General features: G+C 58.9%; 11 protein-coding genes. All 11 read left to right on the forward strand.

Translation table 11 applies throughout. The features are described 5' to 3' along the window. Positions 1–24 precede the first annotated feature (24 nt). The 11 genes from AC1MEE_RS03505 (at position 25) to AC1MEE_RS03555 (ending at position 13,998) form a co-directional block, all read left to right on the forward strand. Positions 25–846 (forward strand): TIM barrel protein, encoded by an 822-nt coding sequence (locus tag AC1MEE_RS03505; protein ID WP_480413848.1) that lies wholly within the window; start codon positions 25–27, stop codon positions 844–846. Positions 847–996: 150 nt separating this feature from the next. Next, positions 997–2,934: a 3D-(3,5/4)-trihydroxycyclohexane-1,2-dione acylhydrolase (decyclizing) gene (gene iolD, locus AC1MEE_RS03510; RefSeq protein WP_480413849.1), complete on the forward strand. Its 1,938-nt coding sequence runs from the start codon at positions 997–999 to the stop codon at positions 2,932–2,934. Positions 2,935–2,973: 39 nt separating this feature from the next. Then, on the forward strand, positions 2,974–3,984 hold the full coding sequence (gene iolG / locus AC1MEE_RS03515; protein WP_480413850.1) for a bifunctional inositol 2-dehydrogenase/D-chiro-inositol 1-dehydrogenase: 1,011 nt from the start codon (positions 2,974–2,976) through the stop codon (positions 3,982–3,984). A 125-nt stretch (positions 3,985–4,109) separates the two neighbouring features. Continuing rightward, positions 4,110–4,970, forward strand: coding sequence for a sugar phosphate isomerase/epimerase family protein (locus tag AC1MEE_RS03520; protein ID WP_480413851.1), 861 nt, complete (start codon positions 4,110–4,112; stop codon positions 4,968–4,970). A 132-nt stretch (positions 4,971–5,102) separates the two neighbouring features. Continuing rightward, a complete protein-coding gene (locus AC1MEE_RS03525; protein ID WP_480413852.1) occupies positions 5,103–6,143 on the forward strand; it encodes a Gfo/Idh/MocA family protein in 1,041 nt (346 codons plus the stop codon). A 103-nt stretch (positions 6,144–6,246) separates the two neighbouring features. Then, positions 6,247–7,173 carry a sugar ABC transporter substrate-binding protein gene (locus tag AC1MEE_RS03530; protein ID WP_480413854.1) on the forward strand — a complete coding sequence of 309 codons (927 nt, stop codon included), beginning with the start codon at positions 6,247–6,249 and terminating at the stop codon, positions 7,171–7,173. A 65-nt stretch (positions 7,174–7,238) separates the two neighbouring features. Further along, positions 7,239–8,810, forward strand: coding sequence for a sugar ABC transporter ATP-binding protein (locus AC1MEE_RS03535; protein WP_480413855.1), 1,572 nt, complete (start codon positions 7,239–7,241; stop codon positions 8,808–8,810). 43 nt (positions 8,811–8,853) lie between these two features. After that, on the forward strand, positions 8,854–9,876 hold the full coding sequence (locus AC1MEE_RS03540; protein WP_480413856.1) for an ABC transporter permease: 1,023 nt from the start codon (positions 8,854–8,856) through the stop codon (positions 9,874–9,876). Between the two features lie 123 nt (positions 9,877–9,999). Then, positions 10,000–11,349 (forward strand): carbohydrate porin, encoded by a 1,350-nt coding sequence (locus tag AC1MEE_RS03545; RefSeq protein WP_480413858.1) that lies wholly within the window; start codon positions 10,000–10,002, stop codon positions 11,347–11,349. Between the two features lie 397 nt (positions 11,350–11,746). After that, positions 11,747–12,151 (forward strand): TraR/DksA family transcriptional regulator, encoded by a 405-nt coding sequence (locus AC1MEE_RS03550; protein WP_480413859.1) that lies wholly within the window; start codon positions 11,747–11,749, stop codon positions 12,149–12,151. A 608-nt stretch (positions 12,152–12,759) separates the two neighbouring features. Continuing rightward, the gene (locus AC1MEE_RS03555; RefSeq protein WP_480416144.1) at positions 12,760–13,998 is read left to right on the forward strand and encodes a methyl-accepting chemotaxis protein; all 1,239 of its coding nucleotides are present in this window, start codon (positions 12,760–12,762) and stop codon (positions 13,996–13,998) included. Positions 13,999–14,268: the final 270 nt, after the last annotated feature.

Below are 14,268 nucleotides of genomic sequence, written 5' to 3' on the forward strand. Positions count from 1 at the left end.
GGACTTTTCTGGAGAATAAAAATAATGAGCCATCCCCTGCGCTTTGCCCTGAATCGTATGGTTGCCCCACGTTTGTCGCTGCCGGACTTCATTGACCTCGCAGTGACCTTGAAAGCCGATGCCATTGAAATCCGCAACGACCTCAAAGGTATCGAAATCGAGGACGGCACCCCGCCGCAGACTGTCCGCGAGCTATGCGCTGCCCAAGGCATTCGTGTGCTGTCGATCAACGCGCTGTACCCCTTCGACGTGTGGAATGACGAGCGTCGTGCGCAAGCCGTGAAACTGGCGAGCTATGCCCGCGAGTGTGGCGCCGAGGCGCTGGTGCTCTGTCCGTTGAACGACCGCGCCGATCCACGTAGCGCCACCGAACGTGCTGCGGGATTGCGCACGGCATTGAGCGAACTGGCGCCGATCTTGCGCGAACACGGGATTCTCGGTTTCGTCGAGCCGCTGGGCTTCGAAGAGTGTTCGCTACGCCGCAAGCGTCAGGCGGTGGACGCAATCAAGGCCACGGGCGGGCTGGATGTGTTCCGCCTGGTGCACGACACCTTTCACCACCATCTGGCGGGTGAAAAAGAGTTCTTTGCGGACATCACAGGTTTGGTACACATCTCGGGTGTCGAAGACGACGCCGTGCCGCTGGAGAGCATCCGCGACGGGCATCGGGTACTGGTGGGCGAGGCGGACATTCTCGGCAACGCGGCGCAGATCGACCGCTTGCTCGGCGATGGTTACAGCGGGCATCTATCCTTCGAACCGTTTGCCGACAGCGTGCATGAACTGGCCGACATTCAGCAGGCGGTCTCGGCGAGCATGGATCATCTACAAAAGTCGCTGGCTTGATGAGGAATCCCCTGTAGGAGCTGCCGCAGGCTGCGATCGACCGCGAAGCGGTCGCGATTTTAGATCGCTGAAGGCCGTTCCGGCCTTATCGCAGCCTTCGGCAGCTCCTACGAGTGACCGTACCCCTTCATCTCTCTTCAAGGTGCGAACATGAAAACAACACGATTGACCATGGCCCAGGCGTTGGTGAAGTTCCTCGATAACCAGTACGTCGAAGTCGATGGGGTTCAGAGCAAATTCGTCGCCGGGATTTTCACCATTTTCGGGCACGGCAATGTGCTGGGCATCGGCCAGGCCCTGGAGCAGGACAGCGGTCAGTTGATCGTTCATCAGGGCCGCAACGAGCAGGGCATGTGCCACGCGGCCATCGGCTTCGCCAAGCAGAACCTGCGGCGCAAGATCTACGCCTGTTCCTCATCGGTCGGGCCGGGTGCCGCGAATATGCTCACGGCAGCCGCGACGGCCACCGCCAACCGCATTCCGTTGCTGCTGTTGCCGGGCGACGTCTACGCCAGCCGTCAGCCGGACCCGGTGTTGCAACAGATCGAGCAATTCCACGACCTGAGTATCAGCACCAACGATGCCTTCAAGGCGGTGAGCAAGTATTGGGACCGGATCAACCGCCCCGAGCAATTGATGAGCGCGGCGCTCAACGCCATGCGCGTGCTGACCGATCCAGCCGAAACCGGCGCCGTGACCCTTGCGCTGCCGCAGGACGTGCAGGCCGAAGCCTACGACTACCCCGACAGCTTCCTGCAAAAACGCGTGCACCGCATCGACCGTCGTCCCGCCAGCGAAGCGATGCTGGGCGATGCGCTGGCCCTGCTCAAGGGCAAACGCAAACCGCTGCTGGTGTGTGGCGGCGGGGTGCGTTACTCAGGTGCAGCGCAGGCGTTGCAGGCGTTTGCCGAACGCTTCGACATTCCATTCGCTGAAACCCAGGCCGGCAAAAGTGCAATCGTGTCGGCCCATCCGTTGAACCTCGGCGGCCTGGGTGAAACTGGCTCGCTGGCCGCCAATCTGTTGGCCAAAGAAGCGGACTTGATCATCGGCGTCGGCACCCGTTACAGCGATTTCACCACTGCATCGAAATGGCTGTTTCAGAACCCCGAGGTGCAGTTCCTCAACCTCAATGTCAGCGCGTTCGATGCGCAGAAGCTGGACGCTGTGCAAGTGCTGGCCGACGCCAAAGTCGCGTTGCAGGCACTGACCGAAGCGCTGGGAGAAAGCGACTACCGTTCCGCCTGGGGCGACCAGCCACAACAGGCGCGGGCGCAGCTGGACGCCGAAGTCGACCGGATCTACGCAGTCGAGTACCAGAACAAGGATTTCGTCCCGGAAATCAACGACCACCTCGACCCTGCGGTATTGCGCGAATTCATCGAGCTGACCGGTTCGTGCCTGACTCAAAGCCGGGTGCTGGGTGTGCTCAACCAAAGCTTGCCCCGCGACGCGGTGATCGTCGCCGCAGCGGGCAGTTTGCCGGGGGATTTGCAGCGGGCGTGGCGCAGCACTGGGGTCAATACCTACCACGTCGAATACGGCTATTCCTGCATGGGCTACGAGGTCAACGCCGCGCTAGGCGTCAAGCTGGCCGAGCCGCAGCGTGAGGTCTACGCGTTGGTCGGTGATGGCTCGTACATGATGCTGCACTCGGAGTTGGCCACCTCGATTCAGGAGCGGCGCAAGGTCAACGTGATTCTGCTCGACAACATGACCTTCGGCTGCATCAACAACCTGCAAATGGAACATGGCATGGACAGCTTCGGCACCGAGTTCCGTTTCCGCAACCCGGAAACCGGCAAGCTCGATGGTGATTTCGTACCGGTGGATTTCGCCATGAGCGCGGCGGCCTACGGTTGCAAGACTTACAAGGTGAACACCGTCGCCGAGCTGGAAGCGGCGCTGATCGATGCGCAGAAGCAAAGCGTGTCGACGCTGATCGACATCAAGGTTCTGCCCAAGACCATGATCCACAAATACCTGTCCTGGTGGCGGGTGGGCGTGGCTGAAGTGTCGACCACCGGCACCACCGCCCAGGTCTTCGAAAAACTAAACAAAGAACTGGCGAAAGCCCGCAAATACTGATCGAAGTCACCCCAGAATAAATCCAAAGGGAGCACTGAAATGGCGTTGAAATTAGGCGTAATCGGCACCGGCGCAATCGGCCAGGATCACATCCGGCGTTGCAGCCAGACCCTGCTGGGCAGTCAGGTCGTGGCCCTGACCGATATCAATCTTGAACAGGCCGCCAAGGTGGCCCGCGACCTGAACCTGACGGCCGAGGTCTATGCCGATGGACATGCGCTGATCAACGCGCCGGATGTCGAGGCGGTGCTGGTGACCTCTTGGGGGCCGAGCCATGAAGAGTTCGTGCTGGCGGCGATTGCGGCCGGCAAACCGGTGTTCTGCGAGAAGCCGCTGGCGGTGACCGCCGAAGGCTGTCGGCGGATCGTCGAGGCCGAGATCGCCCACGGCAAGCGCCTGGTTCAGGTCGGCTTCATGCGTCCGTATGATGAAGGCTATCGCGCATTGAAATCGGTGATTGATAGCGGCCAGATCGGCGAACCGTTGATGCTGCACTGCGCCCATCGCAACCCGACCGTGGGTGAAAACTACAAGACCGACATGGCGATCACCGACACGTTGATCCATGAGATCGATGTGTTGCGCTGGCTGCTGGACGACGACTATGTGTCGGTGCAAGTGGTGTTCCCGCGTAAAACCGGCAAGGCCTTTGCTCACCTCAAAGACCCGCAGATCGTCCTGCTGGAAACCGTCAAAGGCACGCGCATCGATGTCGAAGTGTTCGTCAATTGCCAATACGGTTATGACATTCAATGCGAAGTGGTCGGTGAAACCGGCATCGCCAGACTGCCCGAGCCGTCACAGGTGCAACTGCGCAGCGGTGCCAAACTGTCCAACGCGATTTTGATGGACTGGAAGGACCGGTTTATCGCGGCCTACGACGTCGAGTTGCAGGCGTTTATCGATGGCGTACATGCGGGCCAGGTCAATGGGCCTTCGGCGTGGGATGGCTATGCTGCCGCTGTCACGGCCGATGCCTGTGTCGAAGCGCAAAAGAGCGGCGCCATCGTGCCGGTAAGCCTGCCGGATCGTCCTGCTTTTTATGCCTGATCGCGATCCCCTGTAGGAGCTGCCGGAGGCTGCGATGCAATGTCATGTTCTACGACTGCTTCGCAGCCGATCGCAGCCTTCGGCAGCTCCTACAGGGGATGTTCACTTGCTGACGGAGAACACCAATGCGCATTGCCCTGGATCCCTATATGTACCGCCATCTGCCGTTGGGCAAGATGGTCGATAAAGTTGCCGAGCTGGGTTACGAACACATCGAGCTGTCGCCCCGCGAAGACTTTATGCCGTTCTACAAATACCCGCGTGTCGACCGGGCGCGGATCAAGGAGTTTCGCAAAGCCTTGAGCGACTCCGGGGTCAAGCTCTCATCGCTATTGCCGCTGTATCACTGGGCCGGCCCCGATGAGGAGCTGCGCAAGGCCGCCGTGCGTAACTGGAAGCGCGCGATCCAGATTGCCGTGGAAATGGATTGCGAACTGATCAACACCGAATTCAGTGGGCAGGCCGACAACGCACTGGTCTGTGAAAACCAGTTCATGAAGTCCATGGATGAACTGATGCCGATCTTCGAGCGCGAAGGGGTCAAGCTGGATATTCAGGCGCACCCCTATGATTTTTGCGAACGCAATAATGAATCGGTGGACATCATTCGCGGCCTCGACTGTGACTGGATCAACTACCTTTATGCCGCACCGCATACCTTCTTTTATGACGATGGCATTGGGGATATTGCCTCGATGCTCAAATACGCCGGTTCCAGACTGACACACTTGATCATCGCCGATACCTACAACCACAAGGCTTCGTCGGGTTTGCGCTATATCGTCAACCCGCCGGGGGTGACTGCAACGGTGCATCAGCACCTGGATATCGGGCAGGGCGAAGTGGATTGGCAGGCGTTCTTCTCTACCCTGCGCGAGATCAAGTTCGACGGCATCGCGACTGTCTCGGTGTTTGCCTGGGAGGAGCGGGCGGATGAATCAAATCGCTTTATGCTGGAACGGGTGAGGAGTGAGTTGATCAGATAGATCGCGTTGCCCGATCGATTCGCAGGCAAGCTGCTCCCACAGAGGACTGCAAAATCTGTGGGAGCAGGCTTGCAACTACGCGTCCCGCTGCGAATACCGCACCACACATTTTGAATCAAACAGGAGAACTCAATGCGCATTGGATTAGTGGGATATGGCAAGGGCGGGCGTTATTTTCACGCGCCTTTGATCGCCAGTTTGCCCGGTGCGACGTTTGTCGGTGTGGTCACCCGTTCGCCGGAGCGGCGCGCGGAGCTGGCCCAGGATTACCCAAAAGTGGCGGCGTTCGACACGCTCGCCGAGCTGGTCGCCAGTGGCATCGATGCCGTGGTGATTTCCACGCCATTGGCTTCACGCAGGACGCTGATCCTCGAAGCCATCGAGCTGGGCGTGGCGGTGGTCAGCGATAAACCCTTCGCCAACGACGCAGCGCAGGCCCGTGAGTTGGTTCAGGCCGCCGAACATCGAGGGGTGTTACTCAGCGTCTATCAGAACCGGCGCTGGGATTCGGATTTTCTCACGCTGCGCAAACTGATCGACAACGGTGTGCTGGGCGAGATCAGCCGATTCGAGTCCCGGGTCGAGCGGTATTCGCCCAAATCGGTGGGCAAGGTCAGCGGCGGTGGAATGCTGCGCGATCTGGGCAGCCATCTGGTGGATCAGGCGATGCTGCTGTTCGGCCCGGTTTCTCGGGTCTACGCCGAACTGGACTTCGCCACGGCAGACACGGAACTCGACCACGCTTTTTTCGTTTCCTTGACCCACGCCAATGGCGTGGTTTCGCATTTGTGGGGCAGCTGTTTGCAGAACTGCCCGGGGCCGCGCTTTCGGGTCAGCGGTTCGGCGGGCTGTTACAGCGTCGAAGGTCTGGACGGGCAGGAAGCGGCCTCGCTGGCCGGTCTGTCACCGAAAAGCGAGGGTGACCGCTGGGGCGTCGAAGAACACCGACGCTGGGGCTGGTTCGAGCAAGGCGAACAGCGTGAGCGCATTCCTTCCGAGCGAGGCTGCTGGGACGCGTTCTATCGCCAGTTACAGGAGGCTGTTGGGGGCAGGGGGCAGAACCCGGTCGATCCACGCGATGCGGTAGCGTCTGCGACCGTTCTCGATGCTGCGCGGTTGAGTTCGGAGCAGCGCAGGGTTATCGAACTCAGCCTTCCAGGCGCTATAAAATGAAAATAGAAAAGAATTCTAAAATAAGTTGATATAGAAATTATTTTCTAATAGAGTCGTTTCAGGTTGTCCATAAAACAAAACTAAAATTTGGAGACAGACCCTCGTGAAAACACCTATTCGTTTCACCTCCCTTGCTTTAGCGTTGATGTTGGTTAGCGGCGCGGCCTTGGCCGACCTCAAAATCGGCGTGAGCATGTCGCAGTTCGATGACACCTGGCTGACTTACCTGCGCGAATCCATGGACAAGAAAGCCAAGTCCATGCCGGGCGGCGTCAGTCTGCAGTTCGAGGACGCTCGCAGCGATGTGGTCAAGCAGTTGAGTCAGGTCGAGAATTTCATCAGCCAGAAAGTCGACGCCATCGTGGTCAATCCGGTGGACACCGCCGCCACCAAAAAAATCACTGACGCCGCGGTCAAGGCCGGGATTCCGCTGGTGTATGTCAACCGCCGGCCCGATGACCTGAACCTGCCCAAGGGCGTGGTCACGGTCGCCTCCAATGACCTGGAAGCCGGTGAGATGCAGATGCAGTACCTGGCGGACAAAATGGGTGGCAAAGGCAATATCGTGATCCTGCTGGGCGATCTGGCAAACAACTCCACGCAGAACCGCACCAAGGGCATTAAAGAAGTGCTCGCCAAATACCCGAACATCAAAATCACCCAGGAGCAGAGCGGCGTCTGGCTGCGTCAAAAAGGCATGGACCTGACCAACGACTGGATTACCCAGGGCAAGAAGTTCGATGCCGTCGTCGCCAACAATGACGAAATGGCTATTGGCGCCTCCATGGCCCTTAAACAGGCTGGCACTGAAAAGGGTTCCGTGCTGATCGCCGGTGTCGACGGCACACCCGACGGCTTGCGCGCTGTGAAGAAAGGGGAGATGGCGGTGTCGGTGTTCCAGGATGCCAAGGGCCAGGCCGACGGCTCGATTGACACCGCCGTGAAAATGGCCAAAAAGGAACCGGTTGAACCGGCCGTCTGGGTACCCTATCGCTTGATCACCCCGGAAAACGTCGATTCGTTCAAATAGCGCCTGTTTACCTCTTAATAACAGCTTTATTAATAACAAGAAGGTCGACTGAGGAGCTTGTCATCATGTTCGCTTCAGCTACTGCTTCGAGTATCGCCATGACCGATGTACTGGCTGGCGCTGCTGCGACCGACACGGCCGATGTGCCGTATCTGCTGGAAATCATCAACGTCACCAAAGGTTTTCCGGGCGTGGTGGCCTTGTCCAATGTGCAACTGCGCGTGCGTCCCGGCTCGGTATTGGCGTTGATGGGCGAGAACGGCGCCGGTAAATCCACCTTGATGAAGATCATCGCCGGGATCTACCAGCCCGATGCCGGCGAGCTGCGCCTGCGTGGCAAGCCCATCAGCTTCGACACACCACTGGCCGCCCTGCAGGCCGGGATTGCGATGATCCATCAGGAACTTAACCTGATGCCGCACATGAGCATCGCTGAAAACATCTGGATCGGCCGTGAGCAGCTCAATGGCCTGCACATGATCGACCACCGGGAAATGTTCCGCTGTACCGCCGCATTGCTGGAACGCTTGCGCATCAACCTCGACCCGCAGGAGCTGGTGGGCAACCTGAGCATTGCCGAGCGGCAGATGGTCGAGATCGCCAAGGCGGTGTCCTACGACTCCGACATCCTGATCATGGATGAACCGACGTCGGCCATCACCGACAAGGAGGTCGCCCACCTGTTTTCGATCATTGCCGATCTCAAGGCGCAGGGTAAGGGCATCATTTACATCACCCATAAAATGAACGAAGTCTTCAGCATCGCCGATGAAGTGGCGGTGTTTCGTGACGGTGCCTATATCGGCCTGCAGCGCGCTGACAGCATGGATGGCGACAGTCTGATTTCGATGATGGTCGGCCGCGAACTGACCCAGTTGTTCCCGGTGCGCGAAAAACCGATTGGCGATTTGCTGTTGTCGGTGCGGGATCTGCGTTTGGATGGGGTGTTCCAGGGTGTCTCATTTGACCTGCACGCGGGTGAAATCCTGGGCATCGCCGGGCTGATGGGCTCCGGGCGGACCAATATTGCGGAAACCATTTTTGGTATCACCCCCAGTGACGGTGGCGAGATTCAGCTCGATGGCGTCAGCGTACGCATCAGCGATCCGCATCTGGCCATTGAAAAAGGCTTCGCCCTGCTGACTGAGGATCGCAAACTCAGCGGCCTGTTCCCCTGCCTGTCAGTACTGGAAAACATGGAGATGGCCGTACTGCCGCATTACGCCGGCGGCGGTTTTATCCAGCAAAAAGCCTTGCGCACGCTGTGCGAGGACATGTGCAAGAAGCTGCGGGTAAAAACCCCGTCGCTGGAACAGTGCATCGACACCTTGTCCGGTGGCAATCAACAGAAGGCCCTGCTCGCACGCTGGCTGATGACCAATCCACGGGTGCTGATTCTCGATGAGCCGACCCGTGGCATCGATGTCGGCGCCAAGGTGGAGATCTATCGATTGATTTCCTTTCTGGCCAGCGAAGGCATGGCGGTGATCATGATTTCCTCGGAGTTGCCCGAAGTGCTGGGCATGAGCGACCGGGTCATGGTCATGCACGAGGGCGAGATGATGGGCATGCTCGACCGTAGCGAAGCGACCCAGGAGCGGGTGATGCACCTGGCTTCGGGCAATTCTGTTCACTAGCGGTTCGCTGAGACTACGCGGCAGAACACGAGGATTAACTGCAATGAACGCGATTCTGGAAAACAAACCCGCTGTAGCGTCGGTCAAGTCAAAACGGCGCTTGCCCACCGAACTGAGCATTTTTCTGGTGCTGATCGGCATCGGCCTGGTCTTCGAATTGTTTGGCTGGATCGTGCGCGATCAAAGCTTCCTGCTCAACTCGCAGCGTCTGGTGTTGATGATCCTGCAAGTGTCGATCATCGGCTTGCTGGCCATCGGCGTGACCCAGGTGATCATCACGACGGGCATCGATTTGTCCTCTGGTTCGGTGCTGGCGCTGTCGGCGATGATCGCCGCGAGTCTGGCCCAGACCTCGGACTTCGCCCGTGCGGTGTTCCCATCGCTCACTGATTTGCCGGTATGGATGCCGGTGATCGCGGGGCTGGGGGTGGGGTTATTGGCGGGGGCGATCAACGGCAGCATCATTGCCATCACCGGGATTCCGCCGTTCATCGCGACGCTGGGCATGATGGTGTCGGCGCGTGGTCTGGCGCGCTTTTATACCTCAGGCCAGCCAGTGAGCATGCTGTCCGATTCGTACACCGCCATCGGCCAAGGCGCGATGCCGGTCATTATCTTTCTGGTGGTGGCGGTGATCTTCCACATCGCCCTGCGCTACACCAAATACGGCAAGTACACCTACGCCATCGGCGGCAACATGCAGGCGGCGCGCACGTCCGGGATCAACGTCAAACGTCATTTGATCATCGTCTACAGCATTGCTGGCTTGCTGGCCGGGCTGGCGGGCGTGGTGGCTTCGGCGCGGGCGGCGACAGGGCAGGCCGGGATGGGCATGTCTTACGAGCTGGACGCGATTGCCGCTGCGGTGATCGGCGGTACCAGCCTGGCGGGAGGCGTGGGGCGCATCACCGGGACCGTGATCGGGGCGTTGATCCTTGGGGTCATGGCCAGCGGCTTCACCTTCGTCGGCGTCGACGCTTATATCCAGGACATCATCAAGGGCTTGATCATCGTCATCGCCGTGGTGATCGACCAATACCGCAACAAGCGCAAAATCAAGCGCTGAGTCACCGTTTCGCCACAGGGGTCAGTTCTGGCCCTTGTGTCTGGCTTTTGTTTCTAAAGACCAATCTTCGTTCACACCCTCGTTCAAAAAAACCTTAACAACAATAAAGAGGTGAGCTTTGCCATGGGCGCAAGAAAATCGAATGTGTTTGTTTCTCCCTGTCTGTTGGGGCTGGCAGCCATGTGTATCGGCGGACAGGTACTGGCGGCAGAGGCCTTTGATCCCGACTCCAAGTGGCTGACGGGTGACTGGGGTGGGTTACGTACCGAGTTGTTGGACAAGGGGTATGACTTCCAGTTGGAGCACGGCGGCGAGTTGGCGACCAACATAAAGGGCGGCTACGACGAGGATCATACGGCCCGCTGGACCGAGCAATTCGTGTTGGGGCTGAAGGTCGATCTGCAAAAGAGCATGGGTCTGGAGAACGCGCTGTTCAAGGTCGCGATCACCGAGCGTGATGGCCGCAGCCTGACCAATGACCGGATCGCTGATCCGCGTGTGGGGGGCTACGACTCATCACAGGAAGTCTATGGTCGGGGGCAGACTTGGCGGTTGACCCAGTTGTGGTTCAGCAAAGGCTTTCTCGATAACAAACTGGACGTGAAACTGGGTCGCCTCGGCCTCGGCGAGGACTTCAACAGCTTCCCTTGCGACTTCCAGAGCCTGACGTTCTGCGGTTCGCAGGTGGGCAACTGGGCCGGTAGTATCTGGTACAACTGGCCGGTCAGCCAGTGGGGCGGGCGGGTCAAATACAACCTCGATCCAGAACTGTTTGTACAAGTGGGCGCTTACGAACAGAACCCTACTAACCTGGAAACCGGCAACGGTTTCAAACTCAATGCCAGTGGCTCCAAGGGGACGGTGGTCCCGGTGGAATTGGTCTGGTCGCCGAAAGTCCGGGGGCTGCCGGGTGAATACCGCGTCGGTTATTACTACAGCAGCGCAAATGCCAATGACGTGCTTTTGGGCGTCAACGGGCAGCCACAGCCGCTGGTGGGAGGGGATTTCCGTTCTCACAGCAGCAAATCCGGTTACTGGCTGGTGGCGCAACAGCAAATAACCAGTCGTGATGGCGATGCCAGTCGCGGCTTGTCGCTATTCGCCAACCTCACGCTGCATGACAAGGACACCAATCAGGTCGACAATTTTATCCAGGCGGGCATGGTTTACACCGGCCCCTTCGATGCGCGGCCCAAGGATGCCATCGGGTTTGGCGTCGCACGGGTGCATACCAACAAAGACTATCTCGAACGTGCCGAGCTGCAAAACCAGATCAGTGGTCATACCGACTACAATGACCCGAACAGCATCCCGCTGCAGCATAGCGAATACAGCTCCGAGGTTTACTACGGCGTACATGTGACCAACTGGCTGACGGTGCGCCCGAACCTGCAATACGTGCTTTATCCGGGCGGTGTGCGGGAAGTCGCCGCCGCCTGGATCGGTGGTGTCAAAGTGGAAACGGTGTTCTGATTCAGGAAGGGAAGTGAAAATGCCTGCACAACCTCTATCGGGTTGTGCGGGCATTTGACCTTGGGTTTTTGTCGATCCTTTGGAACCGATGGACCGCCGCGTCGGTCAGACCGTCCTGTCGAGGGTCGTGGTCGTGTTGCCGCTGCTCTGGAAATCCCTGGCCAGAGCAGATTTCACGGGCGTTACGCGAGGCCGTGAAGAGGCACGCAGCAAGGGCGTTGGGCGACTTGTTGAGCAAATCCACGTCAATTATGTTGCTGTGTCTACAAGCCGGCCTTAGACTGCCGCCCCTCATAAATTGAGTGCCAGGTGGCGCTTGGAGACTATGGCGCTTTTTCGGCACCGCTGAGCCGCTCCCTAATTCGCCTTAATGCACGTATTTTTTATAGAGAAATCAATGACAAAGGACAAGTTGCTGGCGATGCCGGCCGATGACTACATGAATGCCGAGCAGCACGCTTTCTTCGTTGAGCTGCTGCAATCCATGAAAGTCGAGATCCATGAGCGAATCGAGCAGAGCCGTATTGCTATCGAAAGCCTGGACACGCCTGCCGATCCTGCCGATGCGGCTTCGGTCGAAGAAGAGCGCCACTGGTTGGTCAACGTAATTGATCGCGACCAGCGCATGCTTCCTCAGCTGGAAATGGCCCTGGCACGAATTGCCGATGACAGCTTTGGCTGGTGCGATGACAGCGGCGAGGCGATTGGCCTCAAGCGCCTGCTGATCAGCCCGACCACCAAGTACTGCATCGAAGCTCAGGAACGTCACGAGCAGATCGACAAGCACCAACGTCAGGCCTGATGGGCGCTGGCGGTCGCTCTATGGGGGCATTCAATTGCCCCGGTAGGGTTGTGCCCGCTGTTTTGTCGGTTTGAACCCACCGACGTCGTTCGAATATACCAGTCGGCCTACCACTAACGACTCATGGCTTATGGTTGATGTCTGGCGTTTAATGCAGACAAATAACGATAAGCACAGGTGGGGTGAAGAGCATGGCTGGAGACGGACCTCTCATGGGGACGCTGGCGTCGCAGGCGCACGCCCAGAAAGCACAGACCCCAAAAGCAGAAAGCCCCCTCAACGGTTCACGCTGGCTCACGCCCTTGTTGCAGAGCCTGGCACTCAGCGTGCTGCTGCTGGCGATGGCGTTCATCGGTCTGTCGGTCTACGTCTGTCTGCCGTTGGCGCTGTTGCTGGTCTGGCTGCCGCGAATGCTGGCAGGTCCGACAGCACCGATCGCGGCGCTGAACAGTGGCAACGAAATTGCCGAACTGGCCCGCGATCTGTCCTACACCACGAGCCACAATGCGCTGTCCGCTGCGGGCGTAGCTTTTTCCGTGCGTCAATTGGCGGGCAGGATCCAGTCGCAACTCGATGCCGCCGAGCAGATAGTCAGCAGCGCCGACGTGATGATCACCACCGAGCAGGCAACCTCACAGCTTAGCCAGCAAGCCCTCGCAGCAGCCAGTGAAGCCCGGCAGAGCAGCGACGCCGGACGCAGCGTGCTGGCCGAGTCCATCAGCCGCATGCACCTGTTGAGCAAGCGCGCCATCGGCAGTCGCGAGCTGATCGAAGCCCTCAACCAACGCAGCTCAGACATTCAGCGTGTCACCCTGGTCATTCAGTCGATTGCCAGCCAGACCAACCTGCTGGCGCTCAATGCGGCCATCGAAGCCGCCCGTGCCGGCGAGCATGGACGTGGTTTTGCCGTGGTCGCCGATGAGGTGCGCGGGCTGGCCGGGCGTACTGCCAGTGCCACTGAGGAAGTCGGACAGATGGTGGCTGACATTCAGCAGTGCACCGGGCAAGTGGTCGAGCAGATTCGGCAACTGTCCAGTGATCTGGACAGCGGCGTGGAACAGGTCGAGCACACGGGTCAGCATCTGGAAAACATTGCCCGCCTGGCGGCCGGTGTGGAAACGCAAGTCAGCGAAATCGCGACTGGTGCGCAGAACAATCAGGAGCACTTGAGCAGTTTATTCACCGCTGTCGAGCAGATGCGCGGCGATCTAGCGATCAGTGACGAGCAGACCCGGCAGCTGGCCAAGGCAGCGGTGCAGATGGAAGGCCAGGCGGAAACCATCAGTGAGCGGCTGGCGCAAGTCGGGCTGGACGACTATCACCAGCGTATCTACGACCTTGCCCGCGAAGGCGCGCGCCAGATAACGGCTCAATTCGAAACGGATATCGAGCAGAACCGCATCAGTCTTGAGGATTTGTTCGACCGCAGTTACCAACTGATTCCCAAGACTTCGCCGAGCAAGTTCCAGACACGTTTCGACCGTTACACCGATCAGGTATTGCCCTTGATCCAGGAGCCGCTGCTGCCGCGCCACGAGGGCCTGGTGTTTGTCATTGCCTGCACGCCGCAAGGGTACGTGCCGACGCATAACAAGGTGTTCAGCCAGCCGCTGACCGGCGATATCAAACTCGACACTGCTCAGAACCGCACCAAGCGCAAATTTGATGATCGCACCGGCCTTCGGTGCGGCAGCCATCAACAGCCGGTGTTGTTGCAAACTTACACCCGCGATACCGGTGAGTTGATGCACGACCTGTCGGTGCCGATCATGGTCAAGGGGCGTCACTGGGGTGGCCTGCGTCTGGGCTACAAGCCCGAAGGGCTGCCGCAGCACAAACGCGGGTAAGCACTCAGGAGATCCCGCCCCGTCTTCGACACCGCGCTGTCGCGCAGCAAACTGGGGCTCGATTCTGCCCGGAGGGCGTAGGAGAGACCGGGACGCGCAGTCTTGTCTGCGAAAGGCCGGGGTCGCGTCCGACACGAAGGACCTTCCAGCGGTGGTGAATCCAACCATTTTGCGACTGCTTCGCAGCCGATCGCGGGCAAGCGCGCTCCTACAAATAATCTTTTATTTCAGCTGGTTATGCATTGTTTGATAGGAATCATCTGCAAAGTG

This window comes from Pseudomonas sp. ASL3 (genome assembly GCF_056680425.1).

What these genes read in the sequence shown, in the direction of transcription:
- AC1MEE_RS03505 (WP_480413848.1), top strand. Translation starts at nt 25, where the DNA reads ATGAGCCATCCCCTGCGCTTTGCCCTGAATCGTATGGTTGCCCCACGT.
- iolD (WP_480413849.1), top strand. Translation starts at nt 997, where the DNA reads ATGAAAACAACACGATTGACCATGGCCCAGGCGTTGGTGAAGTTCCTC.
- iolG (WP_480413850.1), top strand. Translation starts at nt 2,974, where the DNA reads ATGGCGTTGAAATTAGGCGTAATCGGCACCGGCGCAATCGGCCAGGAT.
- AC1MEE_RS03520 (WP_480413851.1), top strand. Translation starts at nt 4,110, where the DNA reads ATGCGCATTGCCCTGGATCCCTATATGTACCGCCATCTGCCGTTGGGC.
- AC1MEE_RS03525 (WP_480413852.1), top strand. Translation starts at nt 5,103, where the DNA reads ATGCGCATTGGATTAGTGGGATATGGCAAGGGCGGGCGTTATTTTCAC.
- AC1MEE_RS03535 (WP_480413855.1), top strand. Translation starts at nt 7,239, where the DNA reads ATGTTCGCTTCAGCTACTGCTTCGAGTATCGCCATGACCGATGTACTG.
- AC1MEE_RS03540 (WP_480413856.1), top strand. Translation starts at nt 8,854, where the DNA reads ATGAACGCGATTCTGGAAAACAAACCCGCTGTAGCGTCGGTCAAGTCA.
- AC1MEE_RS03545 (WP_480413858.1), top strand. Translation starts at nt 10,000, where the DNA reads ATGGGCGCAAGAAAATCGAATGTGTTTGTTTCTCCCTGTCTGTTGGGG.
- AC1MEE_RS03550 (WP_480413859.1), top strand. Translation starts at nt 11,747, where the DNA reads ATGACAAAGGACAAGTTGCTGGCGATGCCGGCCGATGACTACATGAAT.
- AC1MEE_RS03555 (WP_480416144.1), top strand. Translation starts at nt 12,760, where the DNA reads ATGATCACCACCGAGCAGGCAACCTCACAGCTTAGCCAGCAAGCCCTC.